We start from the raw sequence: 15,780 nt of genomic DNA on the forward strand, positions 1-15,780 counted from the left end.
CAGGTGAGTCGTCAATCGCCGCCGTTATCGGCCTTTTCGGACTTGGCGCGCACTGCCGCGATCGCCCCGTCCAGATCGCCCGCATCGAGCTTGGCGACCAGCGCCGCCGCCAGCTTGCCATGCGCCCCGCTGTGCGGATCGTTGACCAGCGGCTGCAGCACCGTCCGCGCGCCGGTGGCGTTCCGCTCGCCCAGATACATCACCGCGGTGGTCATGCGCAGCGCATAGTCATAAGGCGCGAGCAGGAAGGCGCTGTTCAATCCGTCCTTGGCGATTTCGGGCGGCGCCACGCCCTGCTCTACATAGCTGCGATAATAGAGCCAGAGCGGCATCGGATCGCGCGGATCGAGCCGGTTCGCCTTGGACAGGATCGCCCGCACCGCGTTCCAGCTCTCCGGCCGGGCGTCCTTCGCCTTGCGTGCCTCGAGCATCCGGGCATTGGCATCGAGCGTGAGCGCACGCACCAGCTTGGGATCGGCGGCCAGCGCGCGATCGGCTGCGGCCTGGGCGCCGGCATAGTCCCCCGCGTCGATCGCCGCGCCGGCGAGCACCAGCTGCGCATCGGGGTCGTCGGGCCAGGGCGCCGCCGCCTTGCGTGCATCGGCATAGATGGGCTGCACCGTATCAGGGCGCACCGCGGCCTTCGAGCGGATGCGCACTTCCATCATCGCCGCCATGCCTGCGCTCAGCTTGCGCACCGTCACCGGGCCGATCGCCAGCTGCGCGCCGGGCAGCGTCGAGATCGCAAGGTGGCGCTTCTTGTAAACTTCCAGCTCGCCGTCGAGCTGCTTGAGGTCGCCGAACACCTTGGCGGCCTCGCGCGTCGACTTGCCGGCCTTGAGCGCCGCGACATAGGCGGAAAGCTGGGTGCTCCGCTGCGGCGCGCCGAGGCGCAGATAGTGGGTGAGCAGCCAGGCGCGGCCGTAGAATCCGTCGATCTGGCTCTCGCCGAGCGACTTGGAATCGACCGTGAGCAGCTTCTCCATCGGCAGCCCGGCATCGCTCATGATGCTGATCCCGCGATAGAGCGGCGGCTCGCCGAGCGTGACCGATCCGTCCTTGCCGAATCGGGCAGTGGCGTTGAACTCGGCAAAGCCCTCGATCAGCCAGCTCGGATAGCCGGTATTGGGATCGAGGCTCAACATCAGGTTGTGCGCATATTCGTGGAGCAGGATCTGCAGCGGCTTGAGCGCCAGGCTGCCGCCGCCGCGGCCCTGTTCGGGCACGATCGCCACCGATCCCGAGGCGCGCGGCACGAAGAAGCCGTCGACGCCCTGGCGGCCGATCAGCCGCTCGACCGTCTGGACGTCGTCCACCGTGAACACGGTGACGCGGGCGGCATTGCTCGTCTCGGCATCGCCGCCGCCCACCATCAGCCGGATCGCGCGGTCGAGCCGTTCGAGATTGGTGGCGAAGGCCTTGAGCTTCTCGGGGTCGCGATCGGCATAGACGATGAAATGCGGCGTACTCGCCTCGTACCAGTCGGCCCGCGCAGTGGCGGGCAGGGCGAGCAGCAGCAACGCCATAAGCCTACGCAACAACATGATGAAATCCCCCTCTTGCCGGCCGATGCTATTCGCGCCCAGCGCCGGTGCAAGCGGCGAATTGCACGCGATCAGGAATCATCGTCCTCGTCCCGCCCGCGGCCGCCATCGAGCAGCGCGATCGCGCCGTCCACGTCGCCCGCATCTATCTTGGCGAGCAGCAGCGTGGCGCGTTCGGCAAGCCCGCGGCCATGCGGCTGATACGCAAGCGGGGCGAGCAGCTGGCGCGCGCGGATGACATCGCGGTCGCGCAGCAGCATCGTCGCGGTGTTGAGCCTGAGGCCGCTGTCCTGCGGGGCATAGACATAGGCATCGTAGAGCCCGTCCTTGGCCATGGCCGGCACCTGGACATGCTGATCGAGATAGCTGCGATAATAGAGGATCAGCGGCTCGGGATCCTGCGGATCGATCCGATTGCCCGCGGCGATGATCTTGCGGATGCCCGACCAGGTCTCCTTGGCGACATCCTTCGCATCGCGCGCACGCGCCATGCGGCACATCGCCTTATAGACATAGCCGTCCACGGCCTTGGGATCGGCGGCGAGCGCGCGATCGGCTGCGGCTTCCGATACGGCATAGTCGCGCGCGTCATAGGCGGCCTCGGCCAGCACCAACTGCGCCCCGGCATCGTCGGGATAGGGCGCGGCCGCCTTCTTCGCATCGGCATAGACATCGGGTGCGGTCTTGGCGTTCACGCCCCGCTTCGAGCGAATGCGAACCTCCATCGTCGCCGCTTCGCCGGGCGTCAGCTTGCGGATCGTCACCTCGCCGGCCATCGTCATCGATGCGGGGATTTTGCGCACGGTGAAGCGGCCGAGCTTGTAGCGTTCCAGTTCGCGGTCGAGCGCCTTCAGGTCGCCGAACACCGCCGCCGCTTCGGTCAGCGACTTGCCGCTGTTGATCGCTGCCACATAGGCGTCCAGCTGGCCCTGCCGCTGGCCGCTGAAATTGAGATAGTGGCTGAGCAGCCAGCCGCGCCCATACAGGCCCTGGCGTTGCTGGTCGGTGAGCTTGAGCGTGTCGGCAATCAGCAGCTTGTCGGCGGGCAGCCAATTGCCGGCGAGCAGGCCGCGTCCACGATATTGCGGCGGCGCGCCGAGCAGCATCGAGCCGTCCCGCTCATAGCTTGTCGTCGCGAGCGTCTCGGCAAAGCCCTCGATATACCATGACGGATAGGCGGTGTTCGGGGTCAGGCTCCACATCAGGTGATGCGCATATTCATGCTGCAGGATTTGCTGCGCATTCAGGGCATTGATGCCGCCATCGTCCGAATTGCTTGGCACGATCGCCAGCGACCCGCCGGCGCGGGGCTTGTAGAAGCCGGCCACGCCCTGGCGCCCGGCGAGCGCAGCGACCGCCCCTTTGCTGTCGACGACATAGACGGTCAGCCGGTTCGCGCGCCCGATCGGCGGGTCGGGCATGTCGCGCAAGCTGCGAAACATTCGGTCGAACCGCTCGAGCCTGGTCGCGAAGGCCTTGAGTCGTTCGGGATTCTGCTCCGAATAGACGACGAAATGCCCCGAGCTCGCCTCGTACCAGTCGGCATGCGCCGTTGCTGGCGCGGCGAGCAGCAGCGCTGCAAGCAGCTTGCGCAACATCCTGGAATCCCCCTCTTTGCCGGGGATGCTATCGCGCCTGCCGGGGCCGGTACAGAGCCCCGTTTACACCGAATCGGTTCAAACGAAGCTGTACGGATCGACGTCCACCGCCACGCGCACCTTCTGGCTCCAGGAAAGCCCGCCCAGCCAGTCGCGCAGCACCTGCTGCACGTCGAAGCTGCGCCTTGCATGGACGAGCAGCCGGTAGCGGTGGCGCCCGCGCAGCATCGCCAGCGGGGCGGGAGCGGGGCCATAGACGTGCATGTCCTCGCCGATCTCGGGCGCGGTGCGGCCGATCATCCGCGCGGTCTCCTCGGCGGCGGCGCGGTCCTCGGAGCTGACGATGATCGCGGCATAGCGGCCATAGGGCGGCGCATCGGCGTCGCGGCGCGCCTCGGTCTCGGCGGCATAGAAGCTCTCGGCATCGCCCGAGATCAGCGCCTGCATCACCGGCGCATCGGGCGCATGCGTCTGGATATAGACCGTCCCCGGCTTCTCGCCGCGCCCGGCGCGCCCGGCCACCTGCATGATCTGCTGGAAGGTGCGTTCGGACGCGCGCAGGTCGCCGCCGTCGAGGCCCAGGTCCGCGTCGATCACGCCGACCAGGGTCAGGTTCGGAAAGTGATAGCCCTTGGTGACCAACTGGGTGCCCACCACGATGTCGATCGCGCCATGCTCCATTCTGCTGACGAACTCGGCCGCCTTGGCGGGCGACCAGAGCGTGTCCGAAGTGACGATCGCGGTGCGCGCCTCGGGCCACAAGGCCGCGACTTCGTCGGCGATCCGCTCGACGCCGGGGCCGCAGGCGACCAGCGTGTCCTCGCTCTTGCACTCGGGGCACAGGCTCGGCGCGGGAATGGTGTGCCCGCAGTGATGGCAGGACAGCCGCCTGAGCAGACGGTGCTCGACCATCCAGGCGGTGCAGTTCGGGCATTGGAAGCGGTGGCCGCAATGCCGGCACAAGGTCAGCGGCGCATAGCCGCGCCGGTTGAGGAACAGCAGCGACTGCTCGCCCCTGGCCAGCGTCTCGTCGATCGCCTTGACCAGCGCCGGGGCGATCCAGCGGCCGCGCTCGGGCGGGTCCTGGATCAGGTCGATCGGGCGGATCTCGGGCATCTCCGCCAGTCCGTAGCGCCCGGGCAGCTTGAGCTCCTCGTAGCGGCCGAGCTCGACCTGGTGACGCGTCTCGATCGCCGGCGTGGCCGAAGCGAGGATCACCGGGCACTCCTCGAACCGCCCGCGCATCACCGCGACGTCGCGCGCATGGTAATGCACGCCGTCTTCCTGCTTGAAGCTGGTCTCGTGCGCCTCGTCGACCACGATCAGGCCGAGATTGGGATAGGGCAGGAACAGCGCCGAGCGCGCGCCCACCGTCACCATCGCCTCACCACTGGCGATCGCGCGCCAGGCGCGGCGCCGCTGCGAGGTGCGCAGGCCCGAATGCCAGGCGACCGGATCGCAGCCGAAGCGCTTCTCGAAGCGGGTGAGGAACGGCTCGGTCAGCGCGATCTCGGGAAGCAGCACCAAAGTCTGCTTGCCCGATGCGAGCGCGGCGGCGACCGCTTCGAAATAGACTTCGGTCTTGCCCGATCCCGTCACCCCGTCGAGCAGGAAGGGCTGGAATGCTTCAGCGCCCACCGCCTGGCGCAGGATCGATGCGGCGTCGGCCTGGAGCGGGTTGAGCTCGGGCGGCGCGAAGCTCGGGTCCGGCATCGGATAGGGTGTGTCGGTATCGACCACCACCGGCTCGATCGCGCCGACCTTCACCAGCCCGCGGATCACCGCGTCGGAGACGTCGGCGACCAGCGCCAGCTCCTTGACCAGCCCTTGCCGCTCGCCGATCCTTTCAAGAGCCTGCGCGCGCTGCGGGGTCAGCCGCTCGGGCACCGTTCCGGTGGCGCGATATTCGGTGATCGTCGGTGCGCTCTCGAAGGCGGCGGAGGTGCGCAGCGCCATCGCCAGCACGGCGGAGGGCGGGCTCAGATAATAGTCCGCCGTCCATTCGACGAGCCGGCGCACCGGCGCAGGGATTGGCGGCGCGTCGGCAACGGCGAGGATGTTGCGCAGCCGGTTGTCGCCGATCTCCTCGGTCGGCAGCCGCTCGGGCTCCCAGACCACGCCGGCATATTGGCGCGGCCCGATCGGCACGACGACGATCGATCCCGGCGCGACCTGCATGCCGGCAGGCACGCGATAGTCGAGGGGGCCGAGCGCGGGATGCAGGACGAGGACGCGGGCGCGGGACATGGGCGCCCCTCATATGGGCTTTTGCGCGCGAAACGGAATCCCCGTATCGTCGCGCTCTGCACATGTCCCTTTCGTCATCCCGCGAAGGCGGGGATCCAGAGCCCGGGGCGACGTCGCTTGTGACCCTGGATCCCCGCCTTCGCGGGGATGACGAGTAAGGAAAGGATTTCGATGCTGTTCGCCGCCGCCCTGCTGCTCCTCCAGACCGCCCCGGCCCCCGCCGCCCAGACCACCGCGTGCAAGGCGACCGATGCCAGCCTGCCCACCGGCCTGCTCGGCTGGGTGAAGCCCGGCGACGAATTCGTGCCCGGCAAGGCCGTCGAACTGGAGACGATCGACGGCGCGGCGCTCAAGGGCTTGCCCGCCGGCAGCAAGCCCGGCCGCGCGGCGATGATCGGCTTCAAGGTGGAGAGCGCGGGCGTCTATGGCGTCGCGCTCGATCAGGGCGGCTGGATCGACGTGCTGTCGGGGGTCGAGGGCGGTGCGGCGCTCACCTCGGTCAAGCACGGCCATGGCCCCGAATGCTCGACGATCCGCAAGATCGTCCGCTTCGATCTCAAGCCGGGGGTATATCGCCTCTATGTCTCGGGGCTCTCCACGCCGAAGGTGAAGGCAATGCTTGTCAGCGGCGAATAGGGACCAACGCATTCTGTTCCCCGGCGAAAGCCGGGGCCCAGTTTCGGTGAATCTGGCTAGGCGCGAGCGCCTCTCGAATAACATTGCAACTGGGCCCCGGCTTTCGCCGGGGAACAGGTCCTGGTTCCGATCAACCCCTAGGCCCGCAGCGTCAGCGACAGCGTGACGGCGTGGTCCATCTGGTCGCGCGCGCCGTTCCGGCCGAAGCGATACTGGTTGAGATAGCCCGTCTCGAGGCGGAGCTGGCGGCTGACGGGCACGCCCAGCCCGATGCTGTTGCGCATCCGCTCCACGCCCTCGCGTTGGCCCCAGCCGGTGGTGTTGAGGTTGAGGAAGGTCTCGTGCGCGGCGAACAGCCCGAACCCGCCGCGCGTCAGCGCATGGGTGAAGCGCAATTGCCCGCGCACGCGGTGGCCGATGCCGGACCCTGAGCTGTTGAAGCGCTGCTCCACCCGGATGCGCGCGGCCAGCCCCGCAGCGAGCGGCACGATGATGTGCTGGCGGGTGCGCTCCTCGTTGGGCAGCGCCCGGCCGTCGCTGAAGTCCTCGACATGGCGATAGCCGATGCCGATCTCGATCTTGCCGATCTTCCAGGCATAGAGCCCGCCGATCTCGGTATGCGCCAGCCCCTTTGCGCGGTCGCCGAAGCGCACGATGTTCTCGATCGTCGCCTCGCTGTGCGCCGTCACCGGCACGGTGCCGCTTGCCTGCAGCCATAGCTGGTCGTCGGTCCGCTGGGCAAAGGCGGGCAGCGCGGCGAGCAGCAGGGGCAAGGCGAGAAGCGATCGCATCGCGCCTAAACGCATCCTCTTCATTTCGGTGCAAGCTTTAGTTGCTGCGATCGGAACATTCATGGAACATTTCTCCGAATTCAGGAGGGAGGAATGGCAATGATTCTCACGGCGCTCGCATTGGCCGCTTCGGTGCAGGGGAAATGCACCGCGCTCGACACGCGATTGCCGCGCCCGCTCGCCGGCTGGACGCGCGACGGGCGCGGGCTCGATACCGGTCATGCGGTGACCGTGCCGGTACGCGGCGGCACGCTCGAGACCCGGATCACCATCCGCAAGCCGGGCACCGTCGGCATCGCGATCGATCAGGAAGGCTGGATCGATGCGTTTCCCGCCCAGGGCCGCCGCGCGCTGCGCATGGCCTCGGAAAGCCGCGGCCCGCGCTGTTCGACGATCCGCAAGATCCTCTATTACCGGATGCGCCCCGGCACCTATCGCGTCACGGTGAATCGGCTTAAGGGCGGTCGCGCAAAGCTGATGCTCACGCATGACTGACAGGGATTCCACATGAAGTTCTTCGCCGACACCGCCGATACCGCCGACATTCGCGACCTGGCCGACACCGGTCTGCTCGACGGCGTCACCACCAATCCTTCGCTGATCCACAAGGCCGGCCGTGATTTCCTCGAGGTGGTCAAGGAGATCTGCGAGATCGTGCCGGGCATGCCGGTCTCGGCCGAAGTCGTCGCGCTCGATTTCGAGGGCATGATGCGCGAGGCCGAAGTGGTGCGGAAGGTCGCCGACAATGTCGCGGTCAAGGTGCCGCTGACGATCGACGGCCTCAAGGCGTGCAAGGCGCTGACCAGCGACGGCACGATGGTCAACGTCACGCTCTGCTTCTCGGCCAACCAGGCGCTGCTCGCCGCCAAGGCCGGCGCGACCTTCATCTCGCCGTTCGTCGGCCGCCACGACGATATCGGCTATCCGGGCATGGACCTGATCGCCGACATCCGCACGATCTACGACAATTACGCCTTCGACACCGAGATCCTGGTCGCCTCGGTGCGCAACCCGATCCATGTGCTCGAGGCCGCCAAGATCGGCGCCGACGTGATGACCGCGCCGCCGGCGGTGATCCGCCAGCTGGTCAAGCACCCGCTGACCGACGCCGGCATCGCCTCGTTCATGGCCGACTGGGCCAAGACCGGCCAGAAGATCGGTTGAACCTTAGCTCCCTCTCCCCATCGGGGAGAGGGAAGGGGCCCGCCGCGAAGCGGTGGGAAGGGAGAGGGGCAGTAGGGGGCGTTGACTGCCCCTCTCCCTTCCGCCGACTTCGTCGGCTCCCTCCCTCTCCCCAGAGGGGAGAGGGAGAGCTATGCTCCCCCCATGACCACCCCCGCCCTTCCGCTCCTCTATGCGCAGCATCTCGTGCGGGATCGGCGGCGATCGGCGCATACCGTGCGGGCCTATGGCGCCACTGCCGAGCGGCTGGTCGCCTTCCTCCAGCGCCATTGGGGCGGCCCGGTCACCCGCGACGCGCTCGCGAACATCACCGCCACCGATCTGCGCGCCTATCTCGCGTACCGCCGCGACGAGGGGCTGGTCAACGCGTCCGCCGCGCGCGAGCTGTCCGCCGTCCGCGGCTTCCTGAAATTCGCCGCCGGCGACGAGGCCGAGCTGCCCCGGCTCAAGGGCCCGCGCGTCAAGAAGGGCGTGCCGCGCCCGATCGCCCCGCACGAAGCCGTCGCGCTCGCCGAAACCGTGTCGGAGGAGGCCAGCGAGCCTTGGCTCGCCGCGCGCGATTGGGCGGTGCTGCTGCTGCTCTACGGCGCCGGGCTGCGCATCGGCGAGGCGGTGGCGCTCACCGGCGCGGTGCTGCCGCTGGGCCAGACGATGAGCGTCACTGGCAAGCGCGCCAAGACGCGGCTGGTGCCGCTGCTTCCCCAGGTGCGCGAGGCGATCGAAGCCTATGCCCGGCTATCCCCCTATGGCACCGCGCGCGATGCGCCCTTGTTCCGCGGGGCCAAGGGCGGGCCGCTGCCGCCCGGCGTGATCCGCAAGTCGGTCCAGCGCGCGCGCACCGCGCTCGGCCTGTCCGATCGCACCACGCCGCACGCGCTGCGCCACAGCTTCGCCACCCACCTGCTCGGCCGCGGCGCCGATCTGCGCGCGCTGCAGGAGCTGCTCGGCCATGCCAGCCTCAGCTCGACCCAGGTCTATACCGCGGTCGACGCGGCGCATCTGCTCGACGTGTACCGCAACGCGCATCCCCGTGCGTAGCGACGTTCAGCCGCGCGGCTTCCAGGTGAGCACCCGCCACAGATAGCCGATTGCCACCGCCGCGATCGCGGCGATCGAGATCGGGGCGATCCAATGGTCGATCGTCTCGAAATTGGTGCCCAGCCAATAGCCGACGCCGACCAGGATCGTGTTCCAGATCGCGCTGCCGATCGTCGTGTAGATCAGGAAGCGGCCCAGCGGCATGTGCATCAGCCCGGCGGGGATCGAGATCACCGTGCGCCCGATCGGCATGAAGCGGAACACCAGCACGGTGATGCCGCCCCAGCGATCGAAGAAGCGGCGCAGCTTCTCGATATCCTCCCATTCCAGCGTCAGCCAGCGGCCCCAGCGCCGCACCAGCGGCTCGAGCCGCTTATAGCCGAAGCGCCGCCCGATCTCCCACCAGAACAGATTGCCCACGGCGCAGCCCGCCGTGCCGGTCAGCACCAGCAGCACGAAATCCATCTTGCCCTGGCCGGCGGCGATGCCGGCCACGCTCATGATCAGTTCGGAAGGGACGGGAGGAATGACGTTTTCCAGCACCATCAGCAGGAAGACGCCGAAATAGCCCCAGTCGAGCCAGTCGATCATCGGGTCAGCGGCGCTCCGCCACGCGGCGCTCGATCGCCTGCCAGATCAGCGCGCCGGTATCGGTGCCGTTGAACCGGTCGATCGCGACGATCCCGGTCGGCGAGGTGACGTTGATCTCGGTCAGCCATTCGCCGCCGATCACGTCGATGCCGACGAAGAGGAGCCCGCGCTTCTTGAGCTCGGGGCCCAGCACCGCGCAAATCTCTTCCTCGCGCGGAGTCAGCTCGGTCTTGGCCGCGCTCCCGCCCACCGCCAGGTTCGATCGGATCTCGCCTTCGCCGGGGATGCGGTTGATCGCGCCGGCCACTTCGCCGTCGACCAGCACGATGCGCTTGTCGCCCGCTGCCACGCTGGGCAGGAACGCCTGCACCATGTGCGGCTCGCGCCACGCGGTGTTGAACACTTCGATCAGCGATGAGAGGTTGGCGCCGTCGCTGCCCACCTTGAAGATCGCCTTGCCGCCATTGCCGTGCAGCGGCTTGATCACGATCTCGCCATGCTCGGCCAGGAAGGCGCGCGCCTCGTCCAGGCTGCGGGTGACGAGCGTCGGCGGCATGAACTGCGGATAATCGAGGACGAACACCTTCTCCGGCGCGTTGCGCACGCTGGCCGGATCGTTGACCACCAGCGTCTTGTCCGCGATCCGCTCGAGCAGGTGCGTGGCGGTGATATAGCCCAGGTCGAAGGGCGGATCCTGGCGCATCAGCACCACATCGGCCTCATCGCCCAGATCGAGCGACACCGGGTCGCCGAAGGTGAAATGATCGCCCACCACGCGCTGCACCGTCACCGGATGTGCTTTGGCCCAGACGCGGCCGTCGCGATAGTTCAGGTCCTCGGCGGCATAGTGGAACAGCCTGTGCCCGCGCGCCTGGGCCGAGAGCATCAGCGCAAAGGTCGAATCGCCGGCGATGTTGATCGCATCGAGCGGGTCCATCTGCACGGCGACGGTAAGCGACATCCAACTACTCTCATATCGTCACCCCGGCGAACGCCGGGGTCTCAGGCAACAGGGGAAACCGGCACGAGATCCCGGCTTTCGCCGGGATGACGGCTGGTTCACCCCATCCAGGCGTTCTCGATATGGCGAGGGAGCGTGCGCGGGGCAATGAGGATCACGTCGACGCGGATATCGTCGCCCGGTCCGGCATAGCGCGGCATCAGCACTTCGGCCGCGGCGGCGACGCGGGCGAGCCGGCGCTCGTCGATCGCGAAGTCGAGATCGGCGGCGGTGGCGCGCGTCTTGACCTCGACGAAGGAAATCAAGTTCCCTTTCCGGGCCACGATATCGATCTCGCCTGCCGGTGTTCGGACGCGGCGGTCGAGAATGCTCCAGCCTTTCAACCATAACCACCAAGCTGCCATGCGTTCGCCATGCCTGCCCGCCGCTTCCGCTTTGCGGCGTTCCTCACTGTTTTTCTTGCTGCGTGGACTTGGCATGAGATTATGTTGATTGGTCACGCGTCGATCAGCAAGTCGCTTGCGCGTGCTTGTAAGCACTGGATATCCAAAGACATGCGAAATGAATTTCTGTGGGATGGAGATTGGGAATCGGTAACGCCGAACGACGCCGCTTGGGCGGAAGTTGAACTTCGTCGCGAACTCGCTCCGGGGCATATTCTCTTCGGCGCTCAATGGACCGCAGTCGGGCGACGCTGGCGACGAGACGATTTTCTTTTCATGCTGGCAGATGGGCGCTTCGCTCAAGTGCATTTGACTCGTCACGCCGAAATCGATCCGCGTTGGCCCACAGCGGAAATCTTTGAAACATTCGAGGACTGGAAATCGATACCGCCCGCGGATCGTTGACTACCGCGTTCGCAATACACCGCTGATATTGGTGGGGTGTAATCGGCATACTCGCCAACGCCACCAGGTTGCCGCGGCGCACAACCAGATCGACTTCGCCGGCCGGAGTGCGCACGCGCGAATCGAGGATTTTCCAGCCTTTCAGCCATAGCCACCAGGCCGCCCGGCGTTCGCCTTCGCGGCCACGCGTTTCCGCAGCGCGGCGATCCGTTGGTCTTTTGCGCCTCACGACTCGCACCTGTGGATAACTTTGGTTACCATCGCCAGACCGAGTCGCACCGAAGCGGGTTTATCGGTGCCCTTCGGGGGGTCGCAGAAATGGAATCGAACGAACGCTATTATCGGCGTCGCGCCGCTCAGGAACTCGCAGCTGCCAAGCATGCGCTGACCGAAGCCGCCGCGCTGCGTCGCCGCCAGCTGGCGGAGAGCTATCTCAGGCGCCTGGCCGAACTGACCGGCGCGGACGAGATGGGCATGCTCGAGCGCGAATACGCCTGAGCTTCCGAAGCGGCGATCCAGCCACGCCGTCACCCCGGCCTTGTGCCGGGGTCCACTAAGCCGCGCTTCCTGACTCCACACCTCTTGCCCATCCTCGCCTCCCGGTGGACCCCGGCACAAGGCCGGGGTGACGAACTTGGCTTGCAATGTAGGATTTCGCCTGCTGGCCTTCCCGGGCCATGCACAGCATTCGCCTCTGTAGGAAAGATAGGATCGTTCTCGCGCAACAAAGCTGCGAGATGCGGCGCGTTTCCGGGAAAACAGGGAAAATAGCGCCCCGAAAGATCCGCTCTTGGCGTGTACACCGTGTCCTTTGGCGGGCCGACTCGCAGCGCGCTGTAGGATCAGCCCTTCATCTCCATCGCCCGCGCATAGAGCGCCTTGCGATCGAGCCCGAGCTTCTTCGCCACTTCGCCCGCCGCCTTGCTGGCCGGCAGCCGGGTGAGCGCCTCCGCCAGCGCGGCATCGGCATCGTCGGCGCTGGCGGGCGGCGGGGCGCCCGGCGGCGCGACCACCACCACGATCTCCCCCTTGGGCGGCGCCTCGGCATAGCGTTCGGCCAGCTGGGTCAGCGAGCCGGTGACGCATTCCTCGAACTTCTTGCTGATCTCGCGCGCCACCGCCGCCTCGCGGTCGCCCAGCCCTTCGGCCAGTGCGGCGAGGCAGGCCGAAAGCCGCGGGCCCGATTCGTAGAGCACCAGCGTGGCGCGCACGTTCGCGATCTCGGCGATCGATTCGGCGCGGGCCTGCTGCTTGCTCGGCAGGAAGCCCAGGAACAGGAAGCGGTCGGTCGGCAGTCCGGCCAGCGTCAGCGCTGCGATCGCCGCGCAGGGGCCGGGAATCGTCGTCACCGTATGGCCGGCGGCACGGGCGTCGCGCACCAGCTTGAAGCCGGGATCGGAAATCAGCGGCGTGCCCGCGTCGGAGACGAGCGCAATCGCCTCGGTCGCCATCCGCGCCACCAGACCGGGGCGCACGGCATCGGCGTTATGGTCGTGATAGGGCAGCATCTTGCCCTTGGCGCCGAGGTGGCGGAACAGATTCGCTGTCACACGGCTGTCTTCAACGGCAACCAGATCGGCGCCCAGGAGTATTTCGGAGGCGCGCGGGGACAAGTCACCGAGATTGCCGATCGGGGTGGCGACGATATAGAGGCCGGGCGTTAGAACAGCGTGCATCGGGGAGAGTAAATGGCAGACGGGACCCTCACACCGCAACGGGGCATCCTTCGCTGGGCCGCTTTGGGCCTTGCGGCGCTGCTGGCCGCCTGCGCCAGCGGACCGCGCGTGATCCCGGAAACCCGGCCCGCGCCCAGCGTGGAGGCGCCGCGCGAGCGGCCGTCGACTCGCCCGATCGCACCCGGCCTCCCCCAGGACGTCGAGCGCCACCGAGTCGCTTTGCTGGTGCCGCTCACCGGCGCGAACGCCGGCGTCGGCAAGTCGCTGGCCAATGCGACTCAGCTGGCAGTGCTCGATACCAGGTCGGACATGCTGCGCATCACCACCTATGATACCGCCGCTCCTGGCGGCGCGGCTGCCGCGGCACGCCAGGCGATCGCCGACGGCAACAAGCTGATCCTCGGCCCGCTGCTCGCCGAAGATGCGCGCGAAGTGGCGCCGATCGCGCGTTCGGCGCGCGTGCCGGTGCTCAGCTTCTCGAACGATACCGCGGTCGCCGGTAACGGCACCTATCTGCTCGGCTATTCGCCGGCCCAGTCGATCGAGCGGGTCGTCGAATATGCGCGCGGCCAGGGCGTTTCCAGCTTTGCCGGGCTGATGGTCTCGGGGGTCTATGGCGAGCGCGCTTCCACCGTGTTCCTGCGCGCCGTCGAGGATCAGGGCGGCAAGGTGCTGGCGATGGAGACCTATGACGGCCGTCCCGGCTCGATGACCAACGCGATCACCAAGCTCAGCCGCACGCCCTATCAGGCGATCCTGATCGCCGGTTCGGGCGGCAGCGGCGTGAGCGCGGCGCCGATCATCCGCAAGTCGGCAGGCGGCAAGACTGCGCGGATCCTCGGCACCGAGCTGTGGAACACCGATTCGGCGATCGGCGCCAATGCGGTGCTGAACGGTGCCTGGTTCGCCAGCGTGCCCGACAATTACTACCGCACCTATGCGACCAAGTATCGCACCCGCTTCGGCGCGGCACCGTACCGGCTGTCGACGCTCGGCTATGACGCGGTGCTGCTCACCGTGCGCATCGCCCGCGACTGGCGCCCGGGCGACGCCTTCCCCGAGAGCCGGCTGACCGCGCCCGACGGCTTTGGCGGCCTCGACGGCGCCTTCCGCTTCCGCCGCGACGGCGTGGCCGAACGCGCGCTCGAGGTGCAGGAAGTCAAGGCGGGCACCACGGTGACGGTCTCGCCGGCGCCTACGGGCTTCGGGAACTGAGAAATCCTCCCCCGGAGGGGGAGGGGGACCAGCGAAGCTGGTGGAGGGGGCCTGCCACGAGCTGTATCGCCGGCGGCGTGCCCTCTCCACCACCGCCTTCGGCGGCCGTCCCCCTCTCCCCCGGGGAGAGGAATTAGGTAACGACAAGCTCGCGCAGGATCGCTTCCAGCACGGGCATGCCGGCGTCGGTAACGACAAGCCGGCTGCCCTCCCGCTTCACCAGGCCCTGCTTCTCCAGCAGCGCCGCGGCCTTCGCGTCGAGCGGGGCGTCGGGGATGCGGTCCAGGTCGACGCCTTCGGCCAGGCGCAGGCCCATCACCAGCGCCTCGACGCCGCGGTCGTGGCGGTCGAGCGGCTCCTCGGTCTGCATGCCGTGCTGGTTGCGGTCGATCGCGGCGAGCCAGTTTTCGGGCTTCTTGTGGCGGACGGTGGCCGTGCCGCCGCGCCGGCCATGCGCACCGGGGCCGATCCCGGCATAGTCGGTGTAGCGCCAATAAGTCAGGTTGTGCCGGCTCTCGGCGCCCGGCCGGGCATGGTTGGAGACTTCATAGGCCGGAAGGCCGGCCTCGGCGGTAAGGACGCGGGTTGCCTCGAACAGGTCGGCGGCCTGGTCCGGGTCATAGGCCTTGAGCTCGCCCTTCTCGAACAGGGTGGCGAAGCGGGTGCCGGGCTCGATGGTGAGCTGGTAGAGCGAGAGGTGCTCGGTGCCGAAGGAGAGCGCCCGGCGCAGCTCGGCTTCCCAGTCGGCCTGGCTCTGGTCGGGCCGGGCATAGATCAGGTCGAAGCTGACCCGGTCGAAGGCGCGCTGCGCGGTATCGAGCGCGGCCAGCCCCTCGTCGACGCCGTGGGCTCGGCCAAGGAAGCGCAGCGCATCGTCGTCGAGCGCCTGCAGCCCGAGCGACACCCGGTTGACGCCGGCAGCGGCGATGTCGGCGAAGCGCGCGGCCTCGACCGAGCTGGGATTGGCTTCGAGCGTGATCTCGATGCCGGGCTCGAAGCCCCAATGCCGCTCCGCTGCCGCGATGACGGCGGCGACGGTCTCGGGCGGCATCAGCGAGGGCGTGCCCCCGCCGAAGAAGATCGAGCCGAGCCGGCGCCCGGGCAGCGCCGCGGCTTCATGGGCGAGGTCGGCAAGCATCGCCGACCGCCACGCCGCCTGGTCGACGCGCTCGCGGACATGGCTGTTGAAATCGCAATAGGGGCATTTCGACACGCAGAACGGCCAGTGCACATAGAGTGCGAGAGGGGGGGCGGTGTCGGTCATCGGTCTGAGGGGCTTGGAGCGGGTAACGGGAATCGAACCCCTAGCGTAGCCCGGCAGGGCGAAGCGTCACAAGGAACGCGGGTTCGCCGGGCCGGAGAAAGTGGAGCGGGTAACGGGAATCGAACCCGTGTATTCAGCTTGGAAGGCTGCTGCACTACCATTGTGCTATACCCGCGAGCCGCGGGCCGA

The 15,780-nt window shown here is 67.8% G+C and carries 16 protein-coding genes, 1 tRNA gene and 1 pseudogene; 7 read left to right on the forward strand and 11 right to left on the reverse strand.

All coding sequences use genetic code 11. The features are described from left to right. Window positions 1-11: 11 nt before the first annotated feature. The 3 genes from P6144_RS14025 to P6144_RS14035 all read right to left on the reverse strand — a co-directional run bounded on the left by P6144_RS14025 (window position 12) and on the right by P6144_RS14035 (window position 5,389). Window positions 12-1,544: a hypothetical protein gene (locus tag P6144_RS14025; RefSeq protein ID WP_277768376.1), complete on the reverse strand. Its 1,533-nt coding sequence runs from the start codon at window positions 1,542-1,544 to the stop codon at window positions 12-14. A 71-nt stretch (window positions 1,545-1,615) separates the two neighbouring features. Continuing rightward, window positions 1,616-3,142: a hypothetical protein gene (locus P6144_RS14030; RefSeq protein WP_277768377.1), complete on the reverse strand. Its 1,527-nt coding sequence runs from the start codon at window positions 3,140-3,142 to the stop codon at window positions 1,616-1,618. A gap of 78 nt (window positions 3,143-3,220) precedes the next feature. After that, a complete protein-coding gene (locus P6144_RS14035; protein ID WP_277768378.1) occupies window positions 3,221-5,389 on the reverse strand; it encodes a primosomal protein N' in 2,169 nt (722 codons plus the stop codon). A 171-nt stretch (window positions 5,390-5,560) separates the two neighbouring features. Between P6144_RS14035 and P6144_RS14040 the strand changes: the two genes are divergently transcribed. Continuing rightward, complete coding sequence (locus P6144_RS14040) at window positions 5,561-6,025, forward strand: hypothetical protein (protein ID WP_277768379.1); 465 nt, start codon at window positions 5,561-5,563, stop codon at window positions 6,023-6,025. A 137-nt stretch (window positions 6,026-6,162) separates the two neighbouring features. Here P6144_RS14040 and P6144_RS14045 read toward each other — a convergent pair whose 3' ends face one another. Continuing rightward, window positions 6,163-6,816, reverse strand: coding sequence for a DUF2490 domain-containing protein (locus tag P6144_RS14045; RefSeq protein WP_277768380.1), 654 nt, complete (start codon window positions 6,814-6,816; stop codon window positions 6,163-6,165). Between the two features lie 93 nt (window positions 6,817-6,909). Between P6144_RS14045 and P6144_RS14050 the strand changes: the two genes are divergently transcribed. The 3 genes from P6144_RS14050 (at window position 6,910) to P6144_RS14060 (ending at window position 9,036) form a co-directional block, all read left to right on the forward strand. Further along, a complete protein-coding gene (locus P6144_RS14050; protein ID WP_277768381.1) occupies window positions 6,910-7,311 on the forward strand; it encodes a hypothetical protein in 402 nt (133 codons plus the stop codon). Between the two features lie 12 nt (window positions 7,312-7,323). Next, on the forward strand, window positions 7,324-7,980 hold the full coding sequence (gene fsa, locus P6144_RS14055; RefSeq protein ID WP_277768382.1) for a fructose-6-phosphate aldolase: 657 nt from the start codon (window positions 7,324-7,326) through the stop codon (window positions 7,978-7,980). Between the two features lie 162 nt (window positions 7,981-8,142). After that, window positions 8,143-9,036, forward strand: coding sequence for a tyrosine recombinase XerC (locus P6144_RS14060; RefSeq protein ID WP_277768383.1), 894 nt, complete (start codon window positions 8,143-8,145; stop codon window positions 9,034-9,036). Window positions 9,037-9,042: 6 nt separating this feature from the next. Here the strand turns inward: P6144_RS14060 and P6144_RS14065 are convergent, their stop codons facing one another. From P6144_RS14065 to P6144_RS14075, 3 genes are all read right to left on the reverse strand, one after another. Further along, the gene (locus tag P6144_RS14065; protein ID WP_277768384.1) at window positions 9,043-9,627 is read right to left on the reverse strand and encodes a DedA family protein; all 585 of its coding nucleotides are present in this window, start codon (window positions 9,625-9,627) and stop codon (window positions 9,043-9,045) included. Between the two features lie 4 nt (window positions 9,628-9,631). Next, window positions 9,632-10,588 carry a glutathione synthase gene (gene gshB, locus P6144_RS14070; RefSeq protein WP_277768385.1) on the reverse strand — a complete coding sequence of 319 codons (957 nt, stop codon included), beginning with the start codon at window positions 10,586-10,588 and terminating at the stop codon, window positions 9,632-9,634. A 98-nt stretch (window positions 10,589-10,686) separates the two neighbouring features. Beyond that, window positions 10,687-11,067 carry a YraN family protein gene (locus P6144_RS14075; protein ID WP_277768426.1) on the reverse strand — a complete coding sequence of 127 codons (381 nt, stop codon included), beginning with the start codon at window positions 11,065-11,067 and terminating at the stop codon, window positions 10,687-10,689. Between P6144_RS14075 and P6144_RS14080 the strand changes: the two genes are divergently transcribed. Further along, a complete protein-coding gene (locus tag P6144_RS14080; protein WP_277768428.1) occupies window positions 11,002-11,436 on the forward strand; it encodes a hypothetical protein in 435 nt (144 codons plus the stop codon). The genes P6144_RS14075 and P6144_RS14080 overlap by 66 nt on opposite strands. Before the next feature lie 58 nt (window positions 11,437-11,494). Here the strand turns inward: P6144_RS14080 and P6144_RS14085 are convergent. Further along, window positions 11,495-11,665, reverse strand: a pseudogene (locus P6144_RS14085) (YraN family protein); the annotation flags it as partial. Between the two features lie 89 nt (window positions 11,666-11,754). Here P6144_RS14085 and P6144_RS14090 point away from each other — a divergent pair. Beyond that, complete coding sequence (locus P6144_RS14090; RefSeq protein WP_277768386.1) at window positions 11,755-11,934, forward strand: hypothetical protein; 180 nt, start codon at window positions 11,755-11,757, stop codon at window positions 11,932-11,934. A gap of 344 nt (window positions 11,935-12,278) precedes the next feature. On the opposite strand, the gene rsmI is transcribed toward P6144_RS14090, so the two are convergent. Then, on the reverse strand, window positions 12,279-13,112 hold the full coding sequence (rsmI, locus tag P6144_RS14095; protein ID WP_277768387.1) for a 16S rRNA (cytidine(1402)-2'-O)-methyltransferase: 834 nt from the start codon (window positions 13,110-13,112) through the stop codon (window positions 12,279-12,281). Between the two features lie 12 nt (window positions 13,113-13,124). Here rsmI and P6144_RS14100 point away from each other — a divergent pair, with 12 nt between their 5' ends. Next, window positions 13,125-14,327 carry a penicillin-binding protein activator gene (locus P6144_RS14100; RefSeq protein ID WP_277768388.1) on the forward strand — a complete coding sequence of 401 codons (1,203 nt, stop codon included), beginning with the start codon at window positions 13,125-13,127 and terminating at the stop codon, window positions 14,325-14,327. Window positions 14,328-14,460: 133 nt separating this feature from the next. Here P6144_RS14100 and hemW read toward each other — a convergent pair whose 3' ends face one another. Together hemW and P6144_RS14110 are read right to left on the reverse strand one after the other, a co-directional pair. Next, on the reverse strand, window positions 14,461-15,591 hold the full coding sequence (gene hemW, locus P6144_RS14105; protein WP_277768389.1) for a radical SAM family heme chaperone HemW: 1,131 nt from the start codon (window positions 15,589-15,591) through the stop codon (window positions 14,461-14,463). Between the two features lie 101 nt (window positions 15,592-15,692). After that, window positions 15,693-15,766, reverse strand: a tRNA-Gly gene (locus P6144_RS14110). Window positions 15,767-15,780: the final 14 nt, after the last annotated feature.

Source organism: Sphingomonas sp. HITSZ_GF, from assembly GCF_029543155.1.
Lineage (GTDB): Bacteria > Pseudomonadota > Alphaproteobacteria > Sphingomonadales > Sphingomonadaceae > Sphingomonas.